This is a genomic window from Sphingosinicella sp. YJ22, from assembly GCF_011320075.1.
GTDB lineage: Bacteria > Pseudomonadota > Alphaproteobacteria > Sphingomonadales > Sphingomonadaceae > Allosphingosinicella.
In genome coordinates this window covers 18013-40747 of sequence record NZ_JAANPA010000006.1, presented here as the reverse complement: position 1 = coordinate 40747, position 22735 = coordinate 18013, and the positions used below count along the sequence as shown (strand labels likewise).

General features: G+C 66.0%; 20 protein-coding genes and 1 tRNA gene. 13 read left to right on the top strand and 8 right to left on the bottom strand.

All coding sequences use genetic code 11. The annotated features are described in order from the left end of the window. Window positions 1-116: 116 nt before the first annotated feature. Window positions 117-2726 carry an HAD-IC family P-type ATPase gene (locus tag G7B71_RS03705; protein ID WP_166037987.1) on the top strand — a complete coding sequence of 870 codons (2610 nt, stop codon included), beginning with the start codon at window positions 117-119 and terminating at the stop codon, window positions 2724-2726. Here the strand turns inward: G7B71_RS03705 and G7B71_RS03700 are convergent. After that, on the bottom strand, window positions 2701-3066 hold the full coding sequence (locus tag G7B71_RS03700; protein WP_166037985.1) for a hypothetical protein: 366 nt from the start codon (window positions 3064-3066) through the stop codon (window positions 2701-2703). The genes G7B71_RS03705 and G7B71_RS03700 overlap by 26 nt on opposite strands. 138 nt (window positions 3067-3204) lie before the next feature. On the opposite strand from G7B71_RS03700, the gene G7B71_RS03695 reads away from it, so the two are divergent. Both G7B71_RS03695 and G7B71_RS03690 read left to right on the top strand, forming a co-directional pair. Continuing rightward, a complete protein-coding gene (locus G7B71_RS03695; protein WP_166037983.1) occupies window positions 3205-3651 on the top strand; it encodes a universal stress protein in 447 nt (148 codons plus the stop codon). After that, on the top strand, window positions 3648-4412 hold the full coding sequence (locus G7B71_RS03690) for a VIT1/CCC1 transporter family protein (protein ID WP_166037981.1): 765 nt from the start codon (window positions 3648-3650) through the stop codon (window positions 4410-4412). The genes G7B71_RS03695 and G7B71_RS03690 overlap by 4 nt, the downstream gene beginning before the upstream one ends. A gap of 39 nt (window positions 4413-4451) precedes the next feature. Here G7B71_RS03690 and G7B71_RS03685 read toward each other — a convergent pair whose 3' ends face one another. Then, window positions 4452-4838, bottom strand: a complete 387-nt coding sequence (locus tag G7B71_RS03685; RefSeq protein WP_243406084.1) for a cytochrome c — start codon at window positions 4836-4838, stop codon at window positions 4452-4454. 426 nt (window positions 4839-5264) lie between these two features. Here G7B71_RS03685 and G7B71_RS03680 point away from each other — a divergent pair, with 426 nt between their 5' ends. Beyond that, the gene (locus G7B71_RS03680) at window positions 5265-5702 is read left to right on the top strand and encodes a redoxin domain-containing protein (RefSeq protein ID WP_166037979.1); all 438 of its coding nucleotides are present in this window, start codon (window positions 5265-5267) and stop codon (window positions 5700-5702) included. A gap of 57 nt (window positions 5703-5759) precedes the next feature. Here the strand turns inward: G7B71_RS03680 and G7B71_RS03675 are convergent, their stop codons facing one another. Together G7B71_RS03675 and G7B71_RS03670 are read right to left on the bottom strand one after the other, a co-directional pair. Then, complete coding sequence (locus tag G7B71_RS03675) at window positions 5760-6692, bottom strand: ribose-phosphate pyrophosphokinase (RefSeq protein WP_243406083.1); 933 nt, start codon at window positions 6690-6692, stop codon at window positions 5760-5762. Further along, window positions 6689-8212 (bottom strand): thymidine phosphorylase family protein, encoded by a 1524-nt coding sequence (locus G7B71_RS03670; RefSeq protein ID WP_279338390.1) that lies wholly within the window; start codon window positions 8210-8212, stop codon window positions 6689-6691. Before G7B71_RS03670 ends, G7B71_RS03675 begins: the two co-directional genes overlap by 4 nt. A gap of 225 nt (window positions 8213-8437) precedes the next feature. On the opposite strand from G7B71_RS03670, the gene G7B71_RS03665 reads away from it, so the two are divergent. The 5 genes from G7B71_RS03665 to G7B71_RS03640 all read left to right on the top strand — a co-directional run bounded on the left by G7B71_RS03665 (window position 8438) and on the right by G7B71_RS03640 (window position 15816). Beyond that, on the top strand, window positions 8438-8923 hold the full coding sequence (locus G7B71_RS03665) for an Hsp20/alpha crystallin family protein (RefSeq protein ID WP_166037977.1): 486 nt from the start codon (window positions 8438-8440) through the stop codon (window positions 8921-8923). 92 nt (window positions 8924-9015) lie between these two features. Continuing rightward, the gene (locus G7B71_RS03660; RefSeq protein ID WP_166037975.1) at window positions 9016-10338 is read left to right on the top strand and encodes a divalent metal cation transporter; all 1323 of its coding nucleotides are present in this window, start codon (window positions 9016-9018) and stop codon (window positions 10336-10338) included. Next, entirely contained in the window at window positions 10335-12524 is a 2190-nt protein-coding gene (locus G7B71_RS03655; protein ID WP_166038097.1) for a copper-translocating P-type ATPase, read from the top strand. Before G7B71_RS03660 ends, G7B71_RS03655 begins: the two co-directional genes overlap by 4 nt. 767 nt (window positions 12525-13291) lie before the next feature. After that, the gene (locus G7B71_RS03645) at window positions 13292-15310 is read left to right on the top strand and encodes an outer membrane beta-barrel family protein (protein WP_166037971.1); all 2019 of its coding nucleotides are present in this window, start codon (window positions 13292-13294) and stop codon (window positions 15308-15310) included. Between the two features lie 50 nt (window positions 15311-15360). Then, window positions 15361-15816, top strand: a complete 456-nt coding sequence (locus tag G7B71_RS03640) for a DUF1622 domain-containing protein (RefSeq protein ID WP_347708439.1) — start codon at window positions 15361-15363, stop codon at window positions 15814-15816. Window positions 15817-16031: 215 nt separating this feature from the next. On the opposite strand, the gene G7B71_RS03635 is transcribed toward G7B71_RS03640, so the two are convergent. After that, the gene (locus tag G7B71_RS03635; RefSeq protein WP_166037969.1) at window positions 16032-16427 is read right to left on the bottom strand and encodes a hypothetical protein; all 396 of its coding nucleotides are present in this window, start codon (window positions 16425-16427) and stop codon (window positions 16032-16034) included. Window positions 16428-16639: 212 nt separating this feature from the next. Between G7B71_RS03635 and G7B71_RS03630 the strand changes: the two genes are divergently transcribed. Further along, window positions 16640-17080: a hypothetical protein gene (locus tag G7B71_RS03630; protein ID WP_166037967.1), complete on the top strand. Its 441-nt coding sequence runs from the start codon at window positions 16640-16642 to the stop codon at window positions 17078-17080. Here G7B71_RS03630 and G7B71_RS03625 read toward each other — a convergent pair. After that, on the bottom strand, window positions 17077-17316 hold the full coding sequence (locus tag G7B71_RS03625) for a hypothetical protein (RefSeq protein WP_166037965.1): 240 nt from the start codon (window positions 17314-17316) through the stop codon (window positions 17077-17079). The genes G7B71_RS03630 and G7B71_RS03625 overlap by 4 nt on opposite strands. A 633-nt stretch (window positions 17317-17949) precedes the next feature. Then, window positions 17950-18025 (bottom strand) — tRNA-Ala (locus G7B71_RS03620). Window positions 18026-18313: 288 nt separating this feature from the next. Between G7B71_RS03620 and G7B71_RS03615 the strand changes: the two genes are divergently transcribed. From G7B71_RS03615 to G7B71_RS03605, 3 genes are all read left to right on the top strand, one after another. Then, window positions 18314-19363 carry a DUF2171 domain-containing protein gene (locus G7B71_RS03615; protein ID WP_166037962.1) on the top strand — a complete coding sequence of 350 codons (1050 nt, stop codon included), beginning with the start codon at window positions 18314-18316 and terminating at the stop codon, window positions 19361-19363. 139 nt (window positions 19364-19502) lie between these two features. Beyond that, window positions 19503-20507 (top strand): NADP-dependent oxidoreductase, encoded by a 1005-nt coding sequence (locus G7B71_RS03610; RefSeq protein WP_166037960.1) that lies wholly within the window; start codon window positions 19503-19505, stop codon window positions 20505-20507. A 60-nt stretch (window positions 20508-20567) separates the two neighbouring features. Then, window positions 20568-21191 carry an NAD(P)H-dependent oxidoreductase gene (locus G7B71_RS03605; RefSeq protein ID WP_166037958.1) on the top strand — a complete coding sequence of 208 codons (624 nt, stop codon included), beginning with the start codon at window positions 20568-20570 and terminating at the stop codon, window positions 21189-21191. A gap of 3 nt (window positions 21192-21194) precedes the next feature. Here G7B71_RS03605 and G7B71_RS03600 read toward each other — a convergent pair whose 3' ends face one another. Then, the gene (locus G7B71_RS03600) at window positions 21195-22673 is read right to left on the bottom strand and encodes a UdgX family uracil-DNA binding protein (RefSeq protein WP_166037956.1); all 1479 of its coding nucleotides are present in this window, start codon (window positions 22671-22673) and stop codon (window positions 21195-21197) included. Between the last annotated feature and the right edge of the window lie 62 nt (window positions 22674-22735).

Here is a 22735-nt window from a genome sequence, read left to right as displayed (position 1 = left end):
AACCCCGCCGTCGCTAGGTGACCTTACTTATGGTTCGGGATCCGGCGGCGGCACAGGCAGGGCCGATGCAGCGGTGGAAACAGGGCTCCGACGCTAGGACAGCCGCGTGGCATGCGATGAGCGCCGAGCAGTGCCTGGGCGTTGCCAACTCCTCGCCGGAGGGACTGGCACCTGAGGAGTCGGCGCGGCGGCTGGCCGAACTCGGCCCCAACACGCTTCCTGAAGCTCGGCGGCCAAGCCTCGTGCACCTGTTCCTGCGCCAGTTCCGCAGCCCGCTCATCTACCTGCTGCTCGCCGCGACGATCGTTTCGTTGCTGATCGGCGATCGCACCGACGCGCTGTTCATCGGCATCGTCCTGCTCCTCAACGCAGCGATCGGTACCGCTCAGGAGCGGCGCGCCGAAACGAGCATGGCTGCGCTGCAAGAGCTCATCCGGCACGAAGCTCGGGTAAGGCGAGGCGGACAGGTCGCCGTGATCGACGCCGCGGAGCTGGTGTTCGGCGACGTCGTCGAGCTCGAAAGCGGAATGGCCGTTCCTGCCGACCTGCGCCTGATGAGCGACAGCGGCCTGATGGTCAGCGAGGCATCCCTAACGGGCGAGTCCCTGCCCGTCGCCAAGAGCAGCCTCGCCCGAGTGCCGGAGAATGCCGGGGTCGGCGACCGTCAGACCATGCTCCACGCGGGAACCATGGTCGCTCAAGGCAGGGGCAGTGGCCTTGTCGTCGCGACCGGGAGCAAGACCGAACTCGGACGGATCGATGCGTCGTTGCGCGCAGCGCCCTCCGCGCCACCGCCACTGATCACTCGCCTCGACAGGCTGGCACGGCAGATCGCGTTGGGCGTCATGCTGTTGATCGCCATCCTCGCGGCCTTGCTCACGCTGCAGGGAGAGAGGGTCGAGCAGATCCTGCTGCTCAGCGTCGCACTCGCCGTTTCAGCGATCCCGGAAGGCCTTCCGATCGCCGTGACCGTCGCTCTCGCTGCCGCGACGCGGCGAATGGCGTTCCGCAATGTGATCGTGCGCTCGTTGCCGGCCGTGGAGGGGCTCGGTGCCTGCACCCTCATCGCGACCGACAAGACCGGCACGCTGACCCAGAACCGCTTGTCGGTCGAGACGGTGCTGCTGCCGGACGGAAAGCTGATCCCGCGCCATGAGTGGGCGATAGAGGCGCGTTCGGACCAGCTCGCAGCGATCGGCAATGCCGCCGTTTCGTGCAACGAGGCCCAGGTCACGCCCGAGGGTGGCCTGAGCGGGGACAGCGTCGATACCGCACTGCTCCACTTCGCGAGTGAGCTCGGCATCGAGCTTCGCTGCGCACTTCGCGAGCCGCGGGCCTGGCAGCTGCCGTACGAGCCGGTTCGGCGTTTCGCGGCGGTTGCACGAACGGAGGGCGATGCGGTCGCGCTGATCGTCAAAGGCGCCCCGGAAACCGTCCTGCCAATGTGCAAGGGCGAGGACGGGACTGCGCTCGCCCATGCGGACGCCCTCGCAGCCTCCGGCTATCGAATGATTGCGCTCGCCAGCCGCAGGCTAGGCGATGGCGAGCCTGCCGAGCGTGCGCTTCACGGCCTTGAGCTTCTCGGGTTCGTGGCGCTGGTCGATCCGGTGCGGCCGGAAGTGCCCGCGGCCGTCGCTTCATGCGCCGAGGCCGGCATCTCGGTTCGCATGATAACAGGCGACCACCCGGCCACAGCCCTTAATATCGCCAACCAGATCGGACTGTCGGCCGGCGCCGAGACTGTGGTCACAGGAGCGATGCTGGATGCGCTCGCCGACCTCCCGGAGGAGCGCGCCTCCAGGATCCGGGACGGCCAAATCTTTGCGCGGATCGATCCGGTCCAGAAGCTGGCGATCGTCACCACTCTGGGCGCCGCTGGCGAGCTGGTCGCGGTCACGGGTGACGGGGTGAATGACGCACCGGCCCTTCAGGCGGCCGCTGTCGGCGTCGCCATGGGCAAGGGAGGCACCGACGTCGCACGCGGCGCGTCGGACCTGATCCTGGCGGACGACAACTTCGCGTCCATCGTGGCGGGCGTCGAGGAAGGGCGGATCACCTACGCCAACATTCGCAAGATCGTGATCTTCCTGCTCGCCACTGGAGTCGCGGAAATCTTCATGTTCCTCGGCGCTTTGGCGGTCGGGCTGCCAATGCCGCTGACACCGGTGCAGTTACTTTGGTCCAACCTGGTAACCAACGGGGCGCAGGATGTGATGCTCGGCTTCGGCCGCGGCGAAGGCGATGAACTGCAACGCCCGCCGCGTTCGCCGCGCGAACCGATCGTCGACCGATCGGCCATCGCGCTGTTGTTGCCGCCCGCCCTGACCATGACCGTAGTCGCGCTGCTTCTCATGGACGAGCTGATCGGGCGAGGGCACACGATCGACGAGGCACGCAACGGCGTCCTGTTTCTCACGGTGCTGTTCCAGAATGTCTATGTCCTCGTCATGCGCAGCGAGCGGAGGCCGTTCTGGCGCGAGCCGCTCACGAGCAATCCGTGGCTTCTCCTCGGCGTCGGCGCGGCCATTGCGCTTCAGATCGGCGCGATGACATTGCCCCCGCTCCAGTCCGTCCTCGGCACCGGGCCGATCGACCAGGGTGTGCTGGCCTCATGCCTCGGCGCTGCGTTTTTGATCGTGATCGTGGCGGAGGTCACGAAGGCGTCGGTGGCGGCCTCGCGCCACGCTTTGCGGAGCTCGCTCAGCCGCCCGCGACGAGGCGAATGAGGCTCCGTTTCACTGCCACCGCCGCCTGATCGGGCGAATAAGGCCCGCTCAAACTCGCGCCCTGGGGCAGTTCTCCCAAGACTTTCGGAAGGCACGTCGTGGCGAGCAGGACGGGAATGTCAGGCTGCTCTCCATTGATGCGCCCAGCCGCCTGAAGGGGCGATCCGACCTCAATGCAATCGCCGACGACGATCAGGTCGGGGGGCCGCTGCCGCGCCGCATCGACCGCATCGTCTTCAGTCCAGCTACGCTCGAACGCGCGGAAACCAAGCGCCAGCAGACGATCCTCGATGACGCTCGCCAGGTCCGCATCGGCCGAGATGATCAGCGCGTGCCGCATCCGAGTACGACCTCCTCAGGAACGGCCGTGGCTTTCCGACAGGATCCTGTGGGGCGCACTACGTAATGCTCCGGGGACAGCGGGCGATCCGGGAAATTACGGAGAGGCAGGCGCGATCACGCAGTTCAGAAGGGCGCCATGGCCACTGCAATTCCATCGAACATCTACCGTCACATCCTGCTTCCGGTCGACCTCGACGAGCCGAGCTCCTGGGCCAAGGCAGCGCCGGTGGCGCTGGCTCTCGCCAAGTGCTTTGATGCCCGGCTGACGATCGCGACCGTGGTTCCCTGGACCGTGACGGCAATGCAGGCGGAATGGACCGCGATCCAGCTGCGCGAACTCATCGAGCGCGCACGGGCGCGGCTGATGCTGCTGGCTGATGAGATCGCGCCCGGCCTGGAAATCGAGAAGAAGGTCGCGGAAGGCAGCATCTATCGAGGCATCATCGATCTCGCCGAGGAAACGGATGCCGATCTCATCGTGCTTGCCTCGCACCGGCCGGCAATGCGCGATTATCTGATTGGCGCGAATGCCGCGAGCGTGGTGCGGCACGCCGCCTGCTCCGTTCTCGTGGTGCGGGAATGATTTCCCCGGCCGCCACGGAATGTCGCGATCTCGAGGAAGAGCATCGCCCCGCGCGAATCCGCGAGCGCATTTCCCGACCTAAAGGCGAGGGAGCGATCGGGGATTTCGTGCTTGGGGGCGTGGACGGCGTCGTCACGACCTTCGCAGTCGTCGCGGGCAGCGCAGGCGCAAGGCTCCCGATCATGACCGTCATCGTTCTCGGCCTGGCAAACCTGGCCGCCGACGGCTTCAGCATGGCGGTCAGCAACTATCTTGGAACGCGCAGCCGTCAGCAGGAAGTGAGGCGCGCCCGCGCTGACGAGGATTGGCAGACACATGCCTGTCCTGAGGGCGAGCGGGCCGAAATTCGGGAAATCTTCTCTCGCAAAGGTTTCGAGCCGCCGGAACTCGACCGCATCGTCGCGGTGATTTCCTCGGACCGGCGCGTCTGGGTCGACACGATGATGCAGGAGGAATTGCGGCTCAGCGAGATCAGCGCGAAGCCGCTACGGGCGGGCGTCGTGACGTTCGTCGCCTTCAGCCTGTGCGGGTTCATACCGCTCCTCCCGTTCATTCTGGGCGGCCCGTCCGAGCTGCTGTTCACACGAAGCACTGTCCTGGCAGGCGCGACCTTCTTCATTTTGGGCCTATTCAAAGGCGCCGTCGTCGGCGGCTCGCGGCTCGTTTCGGGTGTCCAGACGCTCGCTGTGGGCAGTGCCGCTGCAATGCTGGCCTTTGCCGTCGGAGCGCTACTCCGGGATGCGTTCGGCCTCGTGACGTGACGGCTTGGCGGGGCCAAAGACGCTTCGATCACGACACGTTTAATCTGGAGGGCGCCGATAGTTCGGGTCCCTCAGGGTGAGCATGTAAACGACCAGCGCCTCGACCTCGCGGTCGCCGAGATAGAAGTCCATCTCCCGGGGATAGTTGTGAGCGCCGCGTAACCAGAATGACAGCGTCTCCGCTGTCAGGCCTTCCCGGTTGACGATGACCTCGAACGGTGGGGCGTTCGAATTCGGCCACCTCGCTGAACGACCCACGCCGTGGCAGCTCCCGCAGGAGGCCTGTGCGTAGTTGAACCCTTCAGTGGAGCGGTGTTGCGCCGATGGGCGTGGCGAGGGGGTCTCACATGCCGTGACAATCAGCGAAAGGCAGAAAATTACCGCCACTTGGAACCGGTCGAGCACCGCTTCATAGTTGCGCAACATCGGACACCCCCCGAACGAGCACTTTGCTGGAGGACGGTTGCAGTCTCCGTCGGCGCGAAGCCATGCGTGATTTCCCTTAGATGAGATCGGCCGGGCGAAACCGAGTTTCCTTCAAACCCCTCATTCTCCCTGGATCTCCCGCACCTGAATATCGCCAAGTGCGAGGCCGTGCGCTTCACGGGCGAGGCGTTGTGCAACGAGGCGGACGCCTTCTGGGATCGTGCGGAATGGTGCCTGACCGTCACGGACGAGAGTGGATTTGCCCTCTTCCAGTTGCTGCTCCTGGGGACGGAAGCGCCGGCAGTCACGCCCGGCGGCAGGCCGCGCCGCTAGCCATCAGGTAAATCACCTAATGACCCCCGTGACCGCTCATCTAGGTTGATGAGCGTTCAGCAACCCGCGGGCCGCCAGTGCAGGAGACTCAGAATGACTCCGAGCACCGTCTGTTTCGGCATTCCCAACGTCCTCCTGCCTGGCGTGGATGGGGGCGAGATCAACCCCGCCGACTTCGTCGGCCACGAACTGGTCGTCTTCTTCTGCCCCGCTGACAGAAGGGGTGCCTCCACGGAGATCGAGAGTTACTTGAAGCGGGCCTCCGAATTCGAAGCGTGCGGGGCGTGGCTGCTCGGCATCGTGCCGAGCCAAACGGAAGGGCTCGTGCACAGCATTGGCAGCGCGCAGGTCACCCTCCTGCGCGATGCGGAGGGGGAGGCATGGACGCGGTTCGAAGCCCTCCTTCCAGCAAAGGAGAGAAGCGCGGAGACCGATGGCGCGACGTTCCTCTTCCGGCGCGGCGGGTCTTTGTCTCAGGCCTGGCCGGGCGGTGGGCACGCCGGCGACGCTTTGGCGGCGCTTCGAGCCTGATCAAGCCTGACCCCGGATTGACGCAGAACAGCTTGGGTTTGCCTTAGCAAGACCCGGTCATTCGCGCTTCCGCTCCGCGCTTAGATCGACTGTTGCCCGCCACCCAGCGAGCATCTCCTTTACGGCAGCGGCAAGAGGCCCTGAGATGTCGATCAGATTCGTTTCGTGCGCGACGGCATTGGTGCTGGCGACACCCGCCGGCTCCATGAGTTGGAGTTGTTCGAAGGCGTCTCCGGCGAAAATGGCGTGCACCACGACGCAATAGGGTGCGCGCCGCCCGGCGTTCCTGAGGGTCCGCACCGCTTCGATCATCGTCCGCGCGCTGGATGCGATGTCGTCGACAAGCACTGGAGTCGCTTCCTCGGCGAGATCAACGACTGCGGCGCTGAGGCTGACGTCGAAGTCACCGCGCCTTTCCTTGCGGAACACCCTCCAAGGAACATCGATCAAGGTTGCGATGCGCTCGACCCACTGCGCGCTCTCCTCATCCGGCCCGATCACTACGGGCCGCTCAACATTTGTCCGGATCCAATCGGCGACCGGCTCGGCCGCACTCGTTGCGAGCGCCGGGCGCGAATAGAGCGCGCCAAGGTTTGGATAGCGATGAAGGTGCGGATCCACGGTGACCAGCCAATCGAACTGGCTATCGATCAGGCCCGCGAAGGTCCGCGAAGTGACCGCCTCGCCCGGCGAGAACGCTTTGTCCTGCCGCATGTACGCGAGATAGGGTGCGATGAGCCCGACGCTTTCGGCACCCTGCTGACGCGCCGCGTCAGCCACGAAGAGTAGAGGAAGCGCCTTGGTGTCGGGACAGTCGAGGGAGCAGAGCACGAGGACGTGACGGTTCGCGACCGGGGTCGATAATCGGATGTAGCTCTCGCCATCCGGAAACTGGCGGCGTTCGACCGTCCCGAGTTCGCAGTCGAGCAGGGATGCAAGGCGGCCCGCGAGCCCTTCGGCGGCGTTCAGCGCGAAGAGAACTCGTCTCACGAGGCGCTCGTGTGGATCACGCAGGGATTGGAGCCGGCATAATCGAGCGCATATTCCAGCTCACCCCGGCTCTCACCATGCAGGGTCATCAGCTCCTGCCCCTTCTCGACGACAGACCCGAGTTTCACGTGCAGCTCCAGGCCGGCCGAGGGCGATTGCGGCGCCCCTGCCAGCTTCGCGATCCGGGCAAGCAGCCTGTTGTCGATGCGGGCAACCTTGCCGGCGATATCCGATCTTATGACGTGCTGAAGCGGCGCGGCCGGAGGCTCCCGAAATCCCCCCTGTGCCTCGCATATGGCCATGAACTTGGTCAGCGCGCGCCCATCGTTGAGGATCGCCGCCGCGTCCCTGATGCCCGCGCCCGGCGGCGACGCACCGCCGAGTTCGAGCGTCGCACCGGCGAGCTGGAGCGCACGCTCCGACAGATCCGTCGGAGCGGCCCGATCGCCCCTCAGCACTGCCAGCACGTCGCGCGCCTCCAGTGCCGGCCCGAGACCGATACCAACCGGCTGACGGCCGTCTGTCAGCACCGCCCGGACGTCCAGCCCGAACTCGGCGCCGACCGCAGTGAGATAGCTGCCAAGTTCGGTCGCGTCCTTGTGCGTCCTGACCTTCGCGGTTGGCCCGACCGGCAGGTCGATCAGAACGTGCGTCGACCCGGCCGCGATCTTCTTCGACAGGACCGAGGCGACCAACTGCGCCGTGCTGTCGAGATCGAGGGCTCGCTCGACCCGGATCAGGATATCGTCGGCAGGACTTAGACGGACGCTCCCGCCCCAGACCAGGCAGCCCCCTTCCCTCTCGACGACCCGACGCATTTCCGGAATATCCAGAGCCACCCCCGTCATCGTCTCCATCACATCTGCCGTGCCAGCCGGTGACGTGATGGCGCGGGACGACGTCTTGGGGATGATCAGCCCCGCCGCGGCGACAATGGCGACGATGATCGGTGTCGTGCGATTGGCGGGCAGCCCACCCACGCAGTGCTTGTCCACGATGGGCTTTCCCGACCAGGCCAACCTGTCGCCGGCGTCCACCATCGCACCTGTCAGACCGGCCACTTCGGTGAGATTCGTCGGCTGGCTCGAGAAGGCGGTGACGAACGCGGCAAGCTGCACGTCGGAATATCGCTCGGCGACGATATCCTGGATGATCCGCCGCAGCCGCGGTGCGTCCAGCCGATGTCCGTACACCTTGGCGCGTACGTCGCTCATGGAAACCAGTGGCTGGGGATGCTTCACCTTGATCTCGGCGCCTTCCGTCGCGCCGAGCCGGTGCCAGACAGTCTCGGAAAGGCCGACCTCGTCGACCGCTATGACGTCGTCGGTCACCTCGTAGAGCGTCGCCAGAGCCGAGCGGCTGCCGGCGGTCAGTTCGACCTGCGCTCGGGCAGTGAAGCCTTCGGAGCGAGCGACCGGACATCGCGCGTGCATGAAGACGATCGCCTCATGCTGCGTCTCCAGGCCCAGCCGCTTCGCACGGAGCGGGTGGAGTGACGTTCGCTGGTCGATTGAACGCACCCGGATCGCTCCTTCGTGACCGCAGCCGCGACGGCTGCTGCGCCCGAAGATACTCAGCCCAACGCGCACCCCGAGATACGTAGTTCGCCGGAACCGTGGCCCTGCTCTTTCGACGCGCCAAGGTCGGGCGACCTACGCGCTAACACTTATAGCGATCCCTGGCCCGCCTGCGCATTCTGAAGGCCTCCGAAGAAAGTGGAGGGTCGAATGACGCGACAAGATGAAATGCTCGACCGGCCTTTGGCACGCCGGAATATCCCGAGCTTCACCGAGACCTTCATCGAACCGCTGGCCCGTTTGCGGGGCGAGGTTGAACGGCTCTTCGATGAATTCCCGACCCGCTGGCCGTCGGTCAGGCTCGACCTGCCCGCGGGCATGCTGGTCCCGGCGGTCGAGATGACCGAGACGAAAAAGGCCTTCAAAGTGTCGATCGAGGTGCCCGGCATGGATGCGACCGACATCGAAATGCACGTCCATGACGGCTCGATATTCCTATCCGGCGAGAAGAAGGAACGTCGGGAGGAGGAGGAAAAGGGCTATTCCTATTCCGAGCGGTCATATGGCTCGTTCGAGCGGCGCATCGAGCTGCCCCCGGGCAGCGACGAAAAGGGCGTAAAGGCCAAGATTCGCCACGGCGTTCTTGAAATCCTCGTTCCCAGGAAGGCCGACGCCGAGACGAAGCGGCAGCGCATCGAGATCCAATCAGCTTGACGACGAATTGGTCGCGGCGCGGGAGCCAGCGTTTGCCAAACCCGAGACGGCGGGCAAGGCGGCAAGACCCGGCTGCCGCGCGCCTAGTCTGAATGGATAGCCCGGTCGCACAAGGCGCCCGACGCAAGGCGAGGCTTCGGCGAAGCGCCCGCCCCGCCGTGCGCTTCGAGCGGCTGGGCCCCGGATTGATCACCGGGGCGGCCGACGACGACCCCAGCGGCATCGCGGCCTATTCGCAGGCGGGAGCCGGGTTCGGGCTCGACATGCTCTGGACGATGCCCGTCCTCTATCCGCTGATGTCGACGATGCAGATGCTCAGCGCCAGGATCGGCCGGGTCACCGGCAAGGGTCTAGCGGCGAACATGAAGCGCGCATTCCCTCAATGGGCGGTCGCGATCCTCGTTAGTCTGCTGCTCATTGCCAACATCATCAACATCGGCGCGGATCTCGCCGCAATGGGGGCGTCGGCAGCGCTCGTCACGGGGCTCAACGAACATCCGTTCACGCTGTTCTTCGCAGGGGCTTCGATCGCCCTGCAGTTGCTCGTCCCTTACCACCGCTACGTGCATTTCCTTAAGTTCCTCACGCTCGCGCTCTTCGCCTATGTCGGGGTGGTGCTGACGGTGCGGATCGACTGGGGCGAGGTGGCGCTTCGGACCATCGCGCCGCATCTCGCGGTGACTCGGGATGCCGCGACGACCGTCGTCGCGGTCTTCGGAACGACGATCAGCCCCTATCTCCTGTTCTGGCAGGCGTCCCAGGAAGTCGAGGATGACCGAGGCGACCCGTCTACTGGCCCGCTGATCAGGCATCACAGTGAGGCGCCCCGCCAGCTTGCACGAATCCGCTGGGACACCCTCGTGGGAATGGGCTTCGCCAACCTGACCGCATTCTTCATCATCCTCTCGACGGCGGTCACCATCCACGACGCGGGCGGAGTCGAGCTGCGCACTTCGGCCGAGGCGGCCGAGGCGCTACGCCCGATTGCCGGTGAATTCGCCTTCGCGTTGTTCAGCCTCGGAATCGTCGGAACCGGTCTTCTCGCGGTACCGGTCCTCGCCGGCTCGGCGGCTTATGCCGTCTCCGAGGCGTTGGGATGGAAGTGGGGGTTGGAATATGACGTTCGCCACGCCAGGGGCTTCTACTCGATCATCGCCGCGGCGGTCTGCGTGGGTCTCGCCGTCGACTATTCTTCGCTCGATCCTATCCGCGCACTGTTCTGGAGCGCGGTCCTCAACGGCCTGGTGTCCGTCCCCCTGATGATCGCCATGATGCTTATCGTGTCGCGCAGGAAGATCATGGGACCGTTCATAGCGAGCGGTGGGCTAAGGTCGCTGGGGTGGATCGCCACCGCAACCATGACCGCAGCCGCAGTCGCCATGCTGGTCATGAGCCTTTCGCCGTTCCTCGGATGAAGAGGAAGCAGCCTCCGTCGAGCGAACCAGCTACGGCCACCCCTGCTCAGGGCGCTCCGGCCGAGCCGCCCCAAGGGACGATCTGGACTTGTCCCATGCATCCGCAAATCCGTCGCGGTCGGCCAGGCACCTGCCCCATCTGCGGCATGGCGCTCGAGCCGCTCGAGCCGACGCTGGAGGAAGGGCCCAACCCCGAGCTGATCGACATGACCCGGCGGTTCTGGCTCAGCGCCGTCCTCTCGATACCCCTCGTGGTGCTCACCTTTGGCGCTGACCTGCTCAATTGGCACCCGCTGCCGATGACGACATCGGTGTGGGTCCAGCTCGGTCTAGCTACTCCGGTGGTGCTGTGGGGCGGCTGGCCCTTCTTCCAGCGCGGCGCGGCGTCGATCAGAAACCGCAGCCTCAACATGTTCACGCTGATCAGCCTCGGCGTCGGCGTGGCATATCTTTACAGCGTCATCGCGACGGTGGCGCCCGATCTGTTTCCGCCGTCGTTCCGAACGATGGGCGGTCTGGTTCCGGTCTATTTCGAAGCCGCCGCCGTCATCACGACGCTCGTCCTGCTCGGCCAGGTTCTCGAGCTCCGCGCCCGTTCGGCGACCGGCCGAGCCATTCGAGCCTTGCTCGGGCTCGCGCCGAAGACGGCCCGGCTGGTTCACGAGGACGGCAGAGAGGAAGATATCCCGCTCGAACACGTCCGCCTGGGCAACCTTCTGCGCGTGCGTCCCGGGGAGAAAGTCCCGGTGGACGGTGTCGTGGTCGAGGGCCATTCGTCCGTCGACGAGTCGATGATCAGCGGCGAGCCGGTCCCCGTCGAGAAGGTCCCGGGGGAGCAAGTCACCGGCGCCACCATCAACGGGACCGGAAGCCTGCTCATGCGGGCGGAGCGGGTCGGTCAGGACACGATGCTTTCCCAGATCGTGCGGATGGTCGCCGAGGCGCAAAGATCCCGCGCCCCGATCCAGGCGCTTGCCGACAAGGTCTCCGCCTGGTTCGTTCCGGCCGTCGTGGCGATAGCCGTCCTGGCCTTCATAGTCTGGGCTCTGGTCGGCCCCGAGCCCGCGATGAGCCACGCGCTGGTCAACGCGGTCGCGGTCCTGATCATTGCCTGTCCCTGCGCCCTGGGCCTCGCCACGCCGATGTCGATCATGGTCGGAACCGGTCGCGGCGCCACCGCTGGCGTGCTGGTGAAGAACGCCGAGGCCCTCGAGCTCATGGAGAAGATCGACACTCTGGTTGTCGACAAGACCGGCACTCTCACGCTCGGAAAGCCGAGGCTCGTCGCTGTCATCCCAGCGGCGGGTCTCGAGGAGAACGAACTGCTCGGACTCTCAGCGGCGCTCGAGCGCGGCAGCGAACATCCGCTCGCGGCCGCGATCATCGAAGGTGCCCACGAGCGCGGGGTGGAGATCGAGGCGGCGCAGGACTTCCAGTCGCACACCGGGAAAGGCGTATCCGGAACCGTGGCCGGGCGCCGGGTCGCGCTGGGCAACACGGCGCTTCTTGCCGATCTCGGCATCGGTGCCTCCCTGCTTGCGCCCGCTGCGGACGAACGGCGCTCGGAGGGCCAGGGAGTGATGTTTGTTGCCGTCGACGGCAAACTGGGCGGAGTCATCGCGGTTGCCGATCCGGTGAAGGAAAGCGCCGCCGCGGCGGTTGCGGCTCTTCGCCGCGAGGGCGTTCACCTGGTCATGCTCACCGGCGACAACCGCCGCACGGCCGAAGCCGTGGCGCGGAAGATCGGGGGCATCGGCGAAGTCATGGCGGACGTGCTGCCCGACCAGAAGCAGTCCGTCGTCGAACGCCTGCGCAAGCAAGGCCGTCGCGTCGCCATGGCTGGGGACGGCATCAACGATGCACCGGCGCTCGCCGCGGCCGATGTCGGCATTGCGATGGGAACCGGAACCGACGTGGCGATGGAAAGCGCGGCAGTCACGCTGGTGCGGGGCGATCTGGGCGGCATCGTGCGCGCCCGCCGCCTCAGTCACGCCGTGATGCGCAACATTCGCGAGAACCTGTTCTTCTCGTTCGTGTTCAACGCCGCCGGCGTGCCGATCGCGGCCGGTGTGCTCTACCCCTCGTTCGGATTGCTGCTCAGCCCGGTCATCGCCGGCGCAGCGATGGCGTTCAGCTCGGTCGCGGTGATCAGCAATTCCCTGCGCTTGCGCGCCGTCCGGCTGTAGGAAGAGGCCGATGGAGATTGGATGGGCCTCGACAGCGTCCGATGTGAGCGTGCGGGTGATCCACCACTATAAGAACATCGGGTTGGTACCGAAGGCCGCCGGGCGGGACTGGGGCTACCGGGATTATGACGACAAAAATGTCTGCACAATGCGGTTCCTCCTCCCGCGCCCGACCTCGGCTTCGCGATCGAGGAGATCAGCTAGATGCTGACGCGGAATGTCCACTTACGGGTAATCCCGTTTCCGCCCTGAGCGTTCGCAACGGGCGCCTAGCGGTCCGTCCGCAATGGGCCGGAAGCAGACGGTCGGCTCTTCGGTGCCTGGCTGGTCGCCTCCAAATGGGTCGCTTTTCATCAAAAGCTCATCTGTTGCTCATGCTTTGCGCTGTCGCCGGCGGCATGAGGGAGCCGGCTTCACGACGGGCTTTGACCACCGGGCGTCGCTGTGTTAGCTGAGTGATACACGGGCCAGCCGGCCCGAGGGGGTGCGTTTGCAAAAAGCTGCCAGCCCTATCGGCTCGCAGGGCACTGGCCCGGCGGGACTGACGGCTGGCGCCGGAACATCGGGGAGGAACTGATTTGCGTAACTTGCTGTTGTTGTCCGCCGCGGCAGTCATTCCGGTGTCGGCCGCGTCCGCCCAGCCGTCACCAGCCGCCCCGTCCTCAGGGCAGCCGCAACCCGCCCGTCCCGCCCCTGCTCCCGAAACGCCGGCCGTCCAGCCGCAGGAGGCCGCGCCTGGTCAAACGGCGGAGCCGGAGAATGAGATCGTGGTCCGCGCCCAATCGGAACAGCGCACCTCCATCGACCGCGAAACCTACCTCGTCCGGGACAATGCCCAGGCGCGGACTTCGAACGCGCTCGATATCCTTGGCCGCATTCCAGCCGTGACGGTGCAGCCCGACAATTCGGTCTCCCTGCTCGGAACAACCGGCGTGACCGTCCTGGTCGATGGGCGGCCGTCACCCAATCCCAACGTGTTGCGGGACCTCCAAGGCTCCGAGATCGCCCGAATCGAGGTGGTGACCAATCCCAGCGCCCAATTCTCGGCCTCGGGCACCGGCGGCATCATCAACATCATCACGCGCCGCGACGCCCGCGGCGGCCTGCGCGGCTCGGCGACCGCCAGCGTCGGGCGGTACGGAAGCTACGAAGCGCGCGTCGCGCCGACGTGGAGCAGCGGCAACTGGACGATCACCGCCAATCTGGGCGTGACCCGCAACGGCACCGAGACCGAGGCGATCCGGGAGCGGATCAACCTCAATCCGGCCAGCTCGATCCCCGACACGCTGGAGTCGCAGGAGGTGGAAGGCCGCTTCCGCTTTGCCAATGCGAACACGCAGATCACCTACCGGCTGAGCGACAAGAAGACGGTCACCCTGTCCGGCGGCCTGATCACGGCCGAGGCGCGCAACGACATCGATTCGGAACTGCTGATCACCCCAGGCCCCGCCACTCCGATCAGCCAGCTGACCACCAATCGCTTCGATTATAACGGCAACAATATCGCGCTCGAATATCGAGCGGAGGGCCGGCGTCCGGCGGAATTGCTGACCGCCTCGATCCAGCAGTTCAGCTTCAGCCCGAACAGCCGGTCGGCGTCCGACTTCAACGGGCGAATTTTCCAGTCGAGCGTCGATACCGACGCACGGATCCGTAACTTCAAGATCGATTATGTCCGGCCGCTCGGGACGGGTTGGCGGCTTCTGACCGGCGGATCGCTGAACCACGGCTACGACTTCAGCCGGACCGAGCAGAGCGGGGAGCTGCCCTTCGGCGGAACGCTGCCGCCGACGATCGCGGTCATCGAAGGGTCGATCTTCGAAACGGCCGCTTATGGCAGCCTTCAATTTCCTCTGTTCGGCGGGACTGTCCTGGCGGGCCTCAGGGGCGAGAATCGCGACTATGAGCTGATCGACCCTGTTCTCGGCACGGAGAGGAGCGAGTTCCACCTCTTCCCCAGCGCCAGTTACGAGCGCCGGGTCGCGGAGTGGCTGACGGCCAATCTCAGCTATTCCCGCCGCATCGCCTGGCCGCAGATTCCCCAGCTGAGCCCGGTGCGTCGCTTCCAGGACGCGACCAGCGCGTTCGTCGGCAACCCCGATCTGCGGCCCGAGCTGACCGATGCGTTCGAAGCCAGGCTGCGCGGCGAGGTGGCGCGTCAAACCGTATCGCTGACCCTGTTCCACCGGCGCACCGACGACCTGTTCTCCACCTTCGCGACGCTCACCCCCGACGGCGTCCTGCTGACCCAGCCGATCAATGTCGGCGAGCGCCAGGACACCGGCGTCTCGCTGGCGGTTCAGGGCACCCCGCTCCGCGGCTGGAGCTACAATTTCAACGCGAACCTCATCGACAGGCGTATCGATCGGGACGGTTTCGGTTTCGTCGGCACGGTGGAAAGCAGCACCTATTCGGCCACGGCGGTGATCGACTATCGCGACGGCACCGACAGCCAGCGCGGCGCCGACCGGGTCACCCTGAGCACCACCTTCTCGGGGCCCTATGACGACGGCCTGGTCGAGCGCGCCGCCTTCTTCCGGGCCTCGGCCAGCTGGTCGCACGCGATCACCGACCGGCTGACGTCGGTTCTGACCGTCGACGACATTTTCGGAACCGAGTTTGAGACGATCACCTTGTCCAACTCGGTGCTCGCGCGGAACCGAAATTTCTCGGATGGGCCACGCGTCAAGTTTGCGCTGACCTACAGTTTCGGCCGCAGAGGACAGCAGCCGCTGCCGCAGCCGCAAGCGCCGGCCGTCCCGCCGATCCCGTTCTCGGGGCAGTAAGGGCGTCAGGCTGGTTTTTCGGCGTCGCCGGCGGTGCTTCGACCCGGAAAATGATGCCCCACAGACGACAAAAGTGGGCACTCAGAGGTGGAAGATCTCACTGCCCCGCTCGTGACACGCCAACTCAGCTGGCCCGCGGCAAGTCCGCTTTTGGCCGGGAGCCGACGGTCCGCTCTTGGCGGCGACGTCGGCGAAAGGGTGTAATTCTCGCCACTCTTTGGTTCGTGCGCGAGGGGCGCAGCTCGGATTGGCGGAATGCCTACGAGCGCTATCGTGCAAACCTTGGTCGCGGGATATTGTTGGGCTTGGAACTGCTCGTTGGCGCCGACATCATTGGGACTATCACGGCCCCGCTAACGTTGGAGAGCGTGGGTCTTCTCGGAATCATTGTAGTGATACGCACGCTCCTGAGCTTTTCGCTCGAGACGGAAATTGAAGGTTGCTGGCCTTGGCAGCGGCATGCGGTACGAGCTCGAGAAGGTGCGAGCCCACGCGTCGAGCGGTAGCCAAGGCAAGGCGCGAGGCCGACGCGATTTGCTCTGCTGGCGCGGGAGCGGAAAGGCGGACGCTTGCCAATACGTGCGCGAGGACCCCTTGAGCAGCCGGACCCCGCGCGAGCTTCAACACTGCTATGGGCGCGTAAACTCAGCGACCCATCGCCTGCTGAGACACGATGGGACCACTGGGGCTAGTTCGCTAGTACTGAAGGTGGGCGAGCGCCTTATCTGAGCAGCCGAAATCCCGTCCGGCGAGGAACATAGATCGGGTGCAGCACCTGTGTGCTGTCCATCTCACGCAGATGACCGACGATCAGGCCGGAGCGTCCATTTGAGAATGGATAATGACAGCTGGTCGGTCGATCAGCGCGGACCAGCACTGACCGACCCGAAAACGTGCCGTGCACGACGCGCCTGATACGGGCTTCGACAAGCCCCCGCGGGACCGCGGGGCCGTCTTCGAACACGACATCGAGAACCAAAGTCTCTTCGGGGACACGCGAGGGCGCCGCGTCATGGATGATGGCCACAACTCCGGCGGGAGACGGGCAGCCGGTCGCATCGGACGGGTACGCGAGCACAACGAGGACCAATGCAAGGGCGATGTTATAGCGCATCATTTAACCTCTTCTCACAAGTTCTACGAGCGTGCTAGCCTCGATGAAGGCGGGTGAACGCCGTGTGCGCAGACGAATTGGTCGCGTGAGAATAAGGTATCCGTAGTCGCGGTCGAACAGGGTGAGGGGCAAATATGAGGACGAAAGCGGCGAAGAGACTTTCAATAGCGCTGGCCTCAGCGACCGTGAGCCTAGCGTCGCCTGTCGAGGCCGCGGTGGATGCCTACCACTGCACCTTCGACCTGACACTGCAAGCCGGCGGGGTCAGCGGTACGGACCGTCATAACGTGCTGTTCATCGTCGAAACGCCGGCACTGACGACGTGCATCATCGATGACCTGCCTGCCGGCAATGCCGGTGGCGCCGTCGACGTCGCAAGGCTCTACGATTCGCTCAGCCGGCCCGGCGCGCACGCGCGTCCCTATTGCACTCCAGGGCGGCGCTTCGGCAGCTTCCCAAGCGTCGCGCAGGCCGGACCGTTCAGTGCCGAGCGGGTCGTCACGCGCTACCGATTTCTCGCCGACGGTTCGGGCATCGGTTTCGACGTCGCCTTGCCGTCGCTTGAGATGCGAGTGATCGACCTTCCGGACATGCCATCCGGCTATTCAGGGACCGGGCGTTGCCGTCGGAAGCCGTTGCGCGGCTTCGAATTTTAGGAACGAGCCGATCCGGCTTGCCATGCCATTGCGCTTAAATCGATCAAAGAAGACAAGCGAACAGGATCGAATGGATGCCAGGTAAAGTGCTTTTCGCCGCGATGATGCTGGTGGACGCAGGCGCCGCCGGGGCGGTCCCGCCTCCGGTCCCGGTTGCTCCGGTGGTGGTCGCCGAAGATTCCGCCACCGCCGAGAAAATCCGCGACCTCATCGCCGACATGGCACGCGGCGGTCATTTTGACGCTGCTCCCCCGGGGGAGGCGCCGGACGCCTCCAATTGCGCTCAAGTCGGCGTAGTGATTCGCGCAACCTGCTACGCCACCGCAGCCCGGCTTACGCGTAATCCCAACCTCGTGTTTGTGTTCGCCGAACCGGGTAATGGGCCCCTGAGAGTCGAATGCGTTGGCTCCGACCAGAACCGCGCTCAGAGCGTAGATCTCGATCTTGCCGTCGCAACCGGCGCGAATACGGCCAGCGCTCGGCCGCCCCGACAAGCACTGGCGTCCTGTATGATCGGCGCTCTCCATTCCCCGCCGGTTCCCCGACCGCCGGGAGGTGAACGGGGCGGCCTAACCTAGTTTTGTGATCACCTCGCAATCGATCAGAAGCGCTAGCCGCACAGGCTCAGGGCGCAAGGCGAGCGGGTGATGCGCGCATCAAAGATGTCCTGCTCGCCCGCCGCCTGTCCGCAATCCGTCAGACTCGACCCGAAAATGACTGTCGTTTTCTCGCCTTCGGCTGTCACTCTCACGGCTCAAGTGCCGATCCGGAACGGAATTGCGATACCAGAGCGATACCAGCAAGCCTGAGGAAGAGCCTTCGCGGGCGCAACGCGTCGATCAAGTGGTTGATTACATTTTGAGAAAGGCTGGTGGAGCTGAGGGGAATCGAACCCCTGACCTCTGCAGTGCGATTGCAGCGCTCTCCCATCTGAGCTACAGCCCCGCGCCTTTTCATCCGGCGGGGCATGGGCTGCCCGCCGCGCGAAGGCGCCCCAGATAGCGACGGCTTGGCCGCCTTGCAATGCCTGTCCTGAGCTTGTTTTCGCGCCTGGCCCGCCCCTGCCGGAACAGCCCGGTCCCGCCCGCGAAAGACCCGAGGCCCGGCGCGAATTCGGGCCGGCGCCGCGCCGCCACGTTCCGCCCGCCGCGGCGGAACGGCACCCCCCTGGAGTCGTTTCTCCTGCGACGCGCTTCACCGGCGCCCCGGCACATCGCAGCAAGGAGAGAAGCCATGGGCAATGACGATCGCTACGGCGGCGACGACCGGGACCGCGCCGCCGGCTCGCCATGGCGAAGCGAGCGCGAGCGCGACCGCGGCTTCGGCCGCGATCCCCATGACCGCTCGCCCGGCTCCCATGTCGATTATTATCGCGGCGGCGACCGCGGCCAGCAGCGCTGGGGCGGCGGCTTCGAATCGCGCGGCGACTATCGCCGGACCGCCCGCTATTCCGATCAGGGCCAGGCACGGAGCCACAGCGACAACCGCTTTGCCGATCCCGACCGCGGCTATGGCGGCGTCGACCAGGGCATCGGCTATTATGGCGAAGGCGGCGGCAGCGGCGGCTATGAAGGAACTTTCGGCGCCAGCGGCATGGCCGGCCCGGGCTTCGACCCCGAATTCGGCGGACCGCGCTTCGACCGCCAGGACCCCGGCCATGTCGGCACCCACGGCGCCCATCCGGTCGCTTCGCCCTACGGCATGGCGCAGCAGACGCTGACGGGCGGCCCTGGCACCGGGAGCTCGTCGCGCGCCCGAGCCATCCTCGACCAGCATGAGCGCGAGCAGGGCCGCTATGGCCAGCAGCGCGGCCAATCGGAGTTCGACCCGCATTACCACGAATGGCGCAACCGCCAGATCGAGAGCCTCGACCGCGACTATGACGAATATCGTCAGGAAAATGCCTCGCGCTTCGAAAGCGAGTTCGGCGCGTGGCGCGAGCGGCGCGGCCAGCAGCGCCAGCATATGGGCCGGGTGACCGAGCACATGGAGGTGGTCGGCTCCGACGGCCAGCATGTCGGCACCGTCGACAAGGTCCGCGACGGGCGGATCGTCCTGACCAAGAGCGATCCGTCGGCCGGCGGGCACCATCACTCGATCCCGTGCGGCTGGCTCGACTCGGTCGACGACAAGGTGGTTCTGAACAGGAGCTCCGAGGAGGCCATGCAGGCGTGGCGCGACGAGGAGGCGAACCGCGCCCTGTTCGAGCGCGAGGACGGCGGCAGCGAGGGTCCGGATGTCCTCGGGCGGAGCTTCTCGGGAACCTATCGCGACGAGAAATAGTCTGGACGATATGTCACGCGCTCCCCTCCCCTTGAGCGCATGAGAACTGGCCCGGCACCCGATCAGGCGCCGGGCCTTTCTTTTGTGCGCGGGCGGCGGTTCGAGTAAGGCGCTTGCCGACACCGAGAGGGGAGCCACCATGACGACCGCCCGCGCCTGGACCCTGAAGCAGCGCCCGCAGGGCATGCCGACCCACGCCGATTTCGAGCTGAGGGAGCAGCAACTGGCCCCGCTCCAGGACGGCGAGGTGCGCGTGCGCAACGCGTGGCTCAGCGTCGATCCCTACATGCGCGGGCGGATGAACGACGTGAAGAGCTACGTTCCGCCCTTCCAGCTCGGCGAGCCGATGGAAGGCGGAGCGGTCGGCCGAGTCGTCGAAAGCCGTTCCGACGCCTTCAAGGAAGGCGACCTCGTCCAGCACATGCTCGGCTGGCGCGACGTGTCGTCCGCGCCGGCGGCAGCGTTCAACAAGCTGCCCGCGCTCGGAGTCGACGACCATCAATGGCTCGGCAATCTCGGCCTCACCGGCGGAACCGCTTATTGGGGCCTGCTCGACGCCGCCGAGGCGAAAGAGGGCGAGACCGTGTTCGTCTCCGCCGCCGCGGGCGCGGTGGGCTCCGCCGTGGTCCAGATCGCCAAGGCCAAGGGCATGATCGTGATCGGCTCGGCCGGCGGCCCGGACAAATGCGCCTGGGTGAAGGAGCTCGGCGCCGACGCGGTGATCGACTACAAGGCCGGCCCGGTGCTCAAGGGCCTTGCCGCCGCCCTCAAGGAGATCGGCCAGAGCGGCATCGACGTCTATTTCGACAATGTCGGCGGCGACCATCTCGACGCCGCTCTTGCAACCGCGCGAAGCCGCGCCCGATTCGCCATTTGCGGCCTGATCGAGGGCTACAACAGCACCGAGCCGATGTGCCTGCGCTACATCGCCCGGATCATCGCCGCCCGGATCACCATCCGCGGCTTCCTGTTTCCGGACTATCTCGGCCGGATGGGCGAGTTCTACGCCGAGATGGGTCCGTGGGTCGCGAGCGGGACGATCGCTTCGCGCGAGACCGTGCATGACGGCCTCGACGCCATGCCCGACGCCTTCATCGGCCTGTTCACCGGCAGCAACACGGGCAAGATGCTGGTCCGGCTCTAGGCGGAACTTCCGCGCTCGCCCGCGCCTTTACCTGCATCCACCCAAGCAAAGGAGCGGGACGTGGCGCTGACGGCGATCGCCCTCAATTGCACCCTCAAGGCGTCGGACGGCGAAAGCTCGTCGACCGACAAGATGATCGGCCTTCTCGTCTCCGAGCTGAAGAAAAAGGACGTGGACTTCGCCGGCACGATCCGCGTCGCCGACTACAACGTGAAGCCAGGCGTCACGTCGGACGAGGGCGAGGGCGACGACTGGCCGGAGCTTCGCCGCCGGATCCTCGCCGCGGACATCCTCATCTTCGGCACCCCGATCTGGCTCGGCCAGCCGTCGAGCATCGCCAAGCGCGTCACCGAGCGGATGGACGCTTTCCTTTCCGAGACCGACGAGAAGGGCCGGATGCCGAGCTACGGCAAGGTCGCGGTCGTGGCGGTGGTCGGCAACGAGGACGGCGCCCACCATGTCAGCGCCGAGCTGTTCCAGGCCCTGAACGACATGGGCTGGACGCTGCCCGCGGGCGCGGTCTGCTACTGGGTCGGCGAAGCGATGGGCAAGACCGACTTCCAGGACCTGCCGCAGATTCCGGAGAAGGTGAGCAGCACCGCCGCCATGGTCGCGTCGAACACGGCACATCTCGCCGGGATGCTCAAGGAGCGGCAATATCCGGGCGTGGCGTCGGACGAATAACCGTCAAGCGAGCGCCTTCGCCCGTTCGCCGATGCGCGCCAGATCCTCGACAAAGCGGGCATATTCCTCCCGCTTCTTGTCGGGGTCCGGGAGGCGCAGCAGGAAGCTGGGGTGGACGGTCACCCAGGCCTCGCCGCCGTCGGGGAGCTCCAGAGCCTGGCCGCGGACTCGACTGATTGTCATCACCCGGCCGAACAGGCTTCGCGCCGCGGTGGCGCCGAGCGCGACGGTGACCGGCGGGCGGATCAGGGTGCGCTCCTGCTCGATCCACCAGCGGCACGCCTCGATCTCCGGCGCCTCGGGCTTGCTGTGGATCCGGCGCTTGCCGCGCCGCTCGAACTTGAAATGCTTGACCGCATTGGTGACGTAGGTCTGGGCGCGGTCGACCCCTGCCTCGCCGAGCGCCCGGTCGAACAGCTGCCCCGCCGGCCCGACGAACGGCCGTCCCGCCAGATCCTCCTGGTCGCCCGGCTGCTCGCCGACGAACATGATGCGGGCGTCGAGCGGCCCCTCGCCGAACACGGTCTGGGTCGCGTGCTTGTAGAGATGACAGCGCGTGCACGCCTTGGCGTCGGCGAGAATCGCTTCCCACGCCGCAAGCGCATTGCCGCCGGGCTGAAGCCGACGCTCGGCCTTGTCGGCGGTCGCCAAGCCCTCGACCTCCGCCTCGCTCAGCTTGCGCTTCGATGCCTCGACCATCGCCGCCTCGCGTCCTTGAGCACCCGCGATCAACGGAGCGACCAACGCGGTCTCCGGCATGTTTTTCCAATATTTCTTCGGCATCTCCTTGAGCATCGCGCCGACCTTGAGCCGCGCGGGATTGAAGATGCTGGAATAATAGGTCTTCCACGTCTCCTCGACCGGGTCGCCCGACGGCGCGTCCGTGCGCGCCGCGCCGGGGCTCTCGGTGAGCCGCTCGCCGTCCCAATGGATCGACAGCTCCGGCGTGAGGATCGACCAGCGCATGCCGGCGAAGCGGCGGACGAAGAAGCCGGCGGTGGCGCGGACGATATGATGGTCCGGCTCGAACCAGGCCACGAAGCGCTCGGCGCCGTCCGGGCCGCCAGTTTCTCCGCCGTCCGGCTCGGGCACTTCGCGGAAGCGCAGGAAGGCGTGCATCTTGTGCATGTCGCGCCGCACTTCCTTGGCCATCCGTTCCAGCCTCTGGACGAGCGGGTCGGCGCCGTCCTCCATCGCCTGCGGGTTCGATCGGATCCGGCACAGCAGGGTGTAGAGCAAGGCGAAGCGCTCGGGATCGGAATGGCAGATCACCGATTGCGCCAGGGTCAGGAACGCCCGCGGCACCGCGAAGGCCGGCCCGTCCGCGGCCGGCGGCGGCGCCTCGTCGCCGAACAGGTCGCCTCCGCCCTGGCCGACCTGCCACGTCACCTCGCGCGGCGGCACGCCGGCGACCGCCAGCCCCCGCGCGGCATCCCGCCAGCCCTCGAAATCATCCTCGTCGGCAAGCAGGACGGCGTGCATGAGGCGCAGCCTAGCCAAAGCGAGAAAAAGGCAGAAGCGGGATTACCGCTTTCGCATGAATG

What these genes read in the sequence shown, in the direction of transcription:
- G7B71_RS03705 (WP_166037987.1), top strand. Translation starts at nt 117, where the DNA reads ATGAGCGCCGAGCAGTGCCTGGGCGTTGCCAACTCCTCGCCGGAGGGA.
- G7B71_RS03700 (WP_166037985.1), bottom strand. Translation starts at nt 3,066, where the DNA reads ATGCGGCACGCGCTGATCATCTCGGCCGATGCGGACCTGGCGAGCGTC.
- G7B71_RS03695 (WP_166037983.1), top strand. Translation starts at nt 3,205, where the DNA reads ATGGCCACTGCAATTCCATCGAACATCTACCGTCACATCCTGCTTCCG.
- G7B71_RS03690 (WP_166037981.1), top strand. Translation starts at nt 3,648, where the DNA reads ATGATTTCCCCGGCCGCCACGGAATGTCGCGATCTCGAGGAAGAGCAT.
- G7B71_RS03685 (WP_243406084.1), bottom strand. Translation starts at nt 4,838, where the DNA reads ATGTTGCGCAACTATGAAGCGGTGCTCGACCGGTTCCAAGTGGCGGTA.
- G7B71_RS03680 (WP_166037979.1), top strand. Translation starts at nt 5,265, where the DNA reads ATGACTCCGAGCACCGTCTGTTTCGGCATTCCCAACGTCCTCCTGCCT.
- G7B71_RS03665 (WP_166037977.1), top strand. Translation starts at nt 8,438, where the DNA reads ATGCTCGACCGGCCTTTGGCACGCCGGAATATCCCGAGCTTCACCGAG.
- G7B71_RS03660 (WP_166037975.1), top strand. Translation starts at nt 9,016, where the DNA reads ATGGATAGCCCGGTCGCACAAGGCGCCCGACGCAAGGCGAGGCTTCGG.
- G7B71_RS03655 (WP_166038097.1), top strand. Translation starts at nt 10,335, where the DNA reads ATGAAGAGGAAGCAGCCTCCGTCGAGCGAACCAGCTACGGCCACCCCT.
- G7B71_RS03640 (WP_347708439.1), top strand. Translation starts at nt 15,361, where the DNA reads ATGATGCCCCACAGACGACAAAAGTGGGCACTCAGAGGTGGAAGATCT.
- G7B71_RS03635 (WP_166037969.1), bottom strand. Translation starts at nt 16,427, where the DNA reads ATGATGCGCTATAACATCGCCCTTGCATTGGTCCTCGTTGTGCTCGCG.
- G7B71_RS03625 (WP_166037965.1), bottom strand. Translation starts at nt 17,316, where the DNA reads ATGACCGCCGCGTGCCATGTCGGCGATGAGGTCGCGGATTTTCTCGGC.
- G7B71_RS03615 (WP_166037962.1), top strand. Translation starts at nt 18,314, where the DNA reads ATGGGCAATGACGATCGCTACGGCGGCGACGACCGGGACCGCGCCGCC.
- G7B71_RS03610 (WP_166037960.1), top strand. Translation starts at nt 19,503, where the DNA reads ATGACGACCGCCCGCGCCTGGACCCTGAAGCAGCGCCCGCAGGGCATG.
- G7B71_RS03600 (WP_166037956.1), bottom strand. Translation starts at nt 22,673, where the DNA reads ATGCACGCCGTCCTGCTTGCCGACGAGGATGATTTCGAGGGCTGGCGG.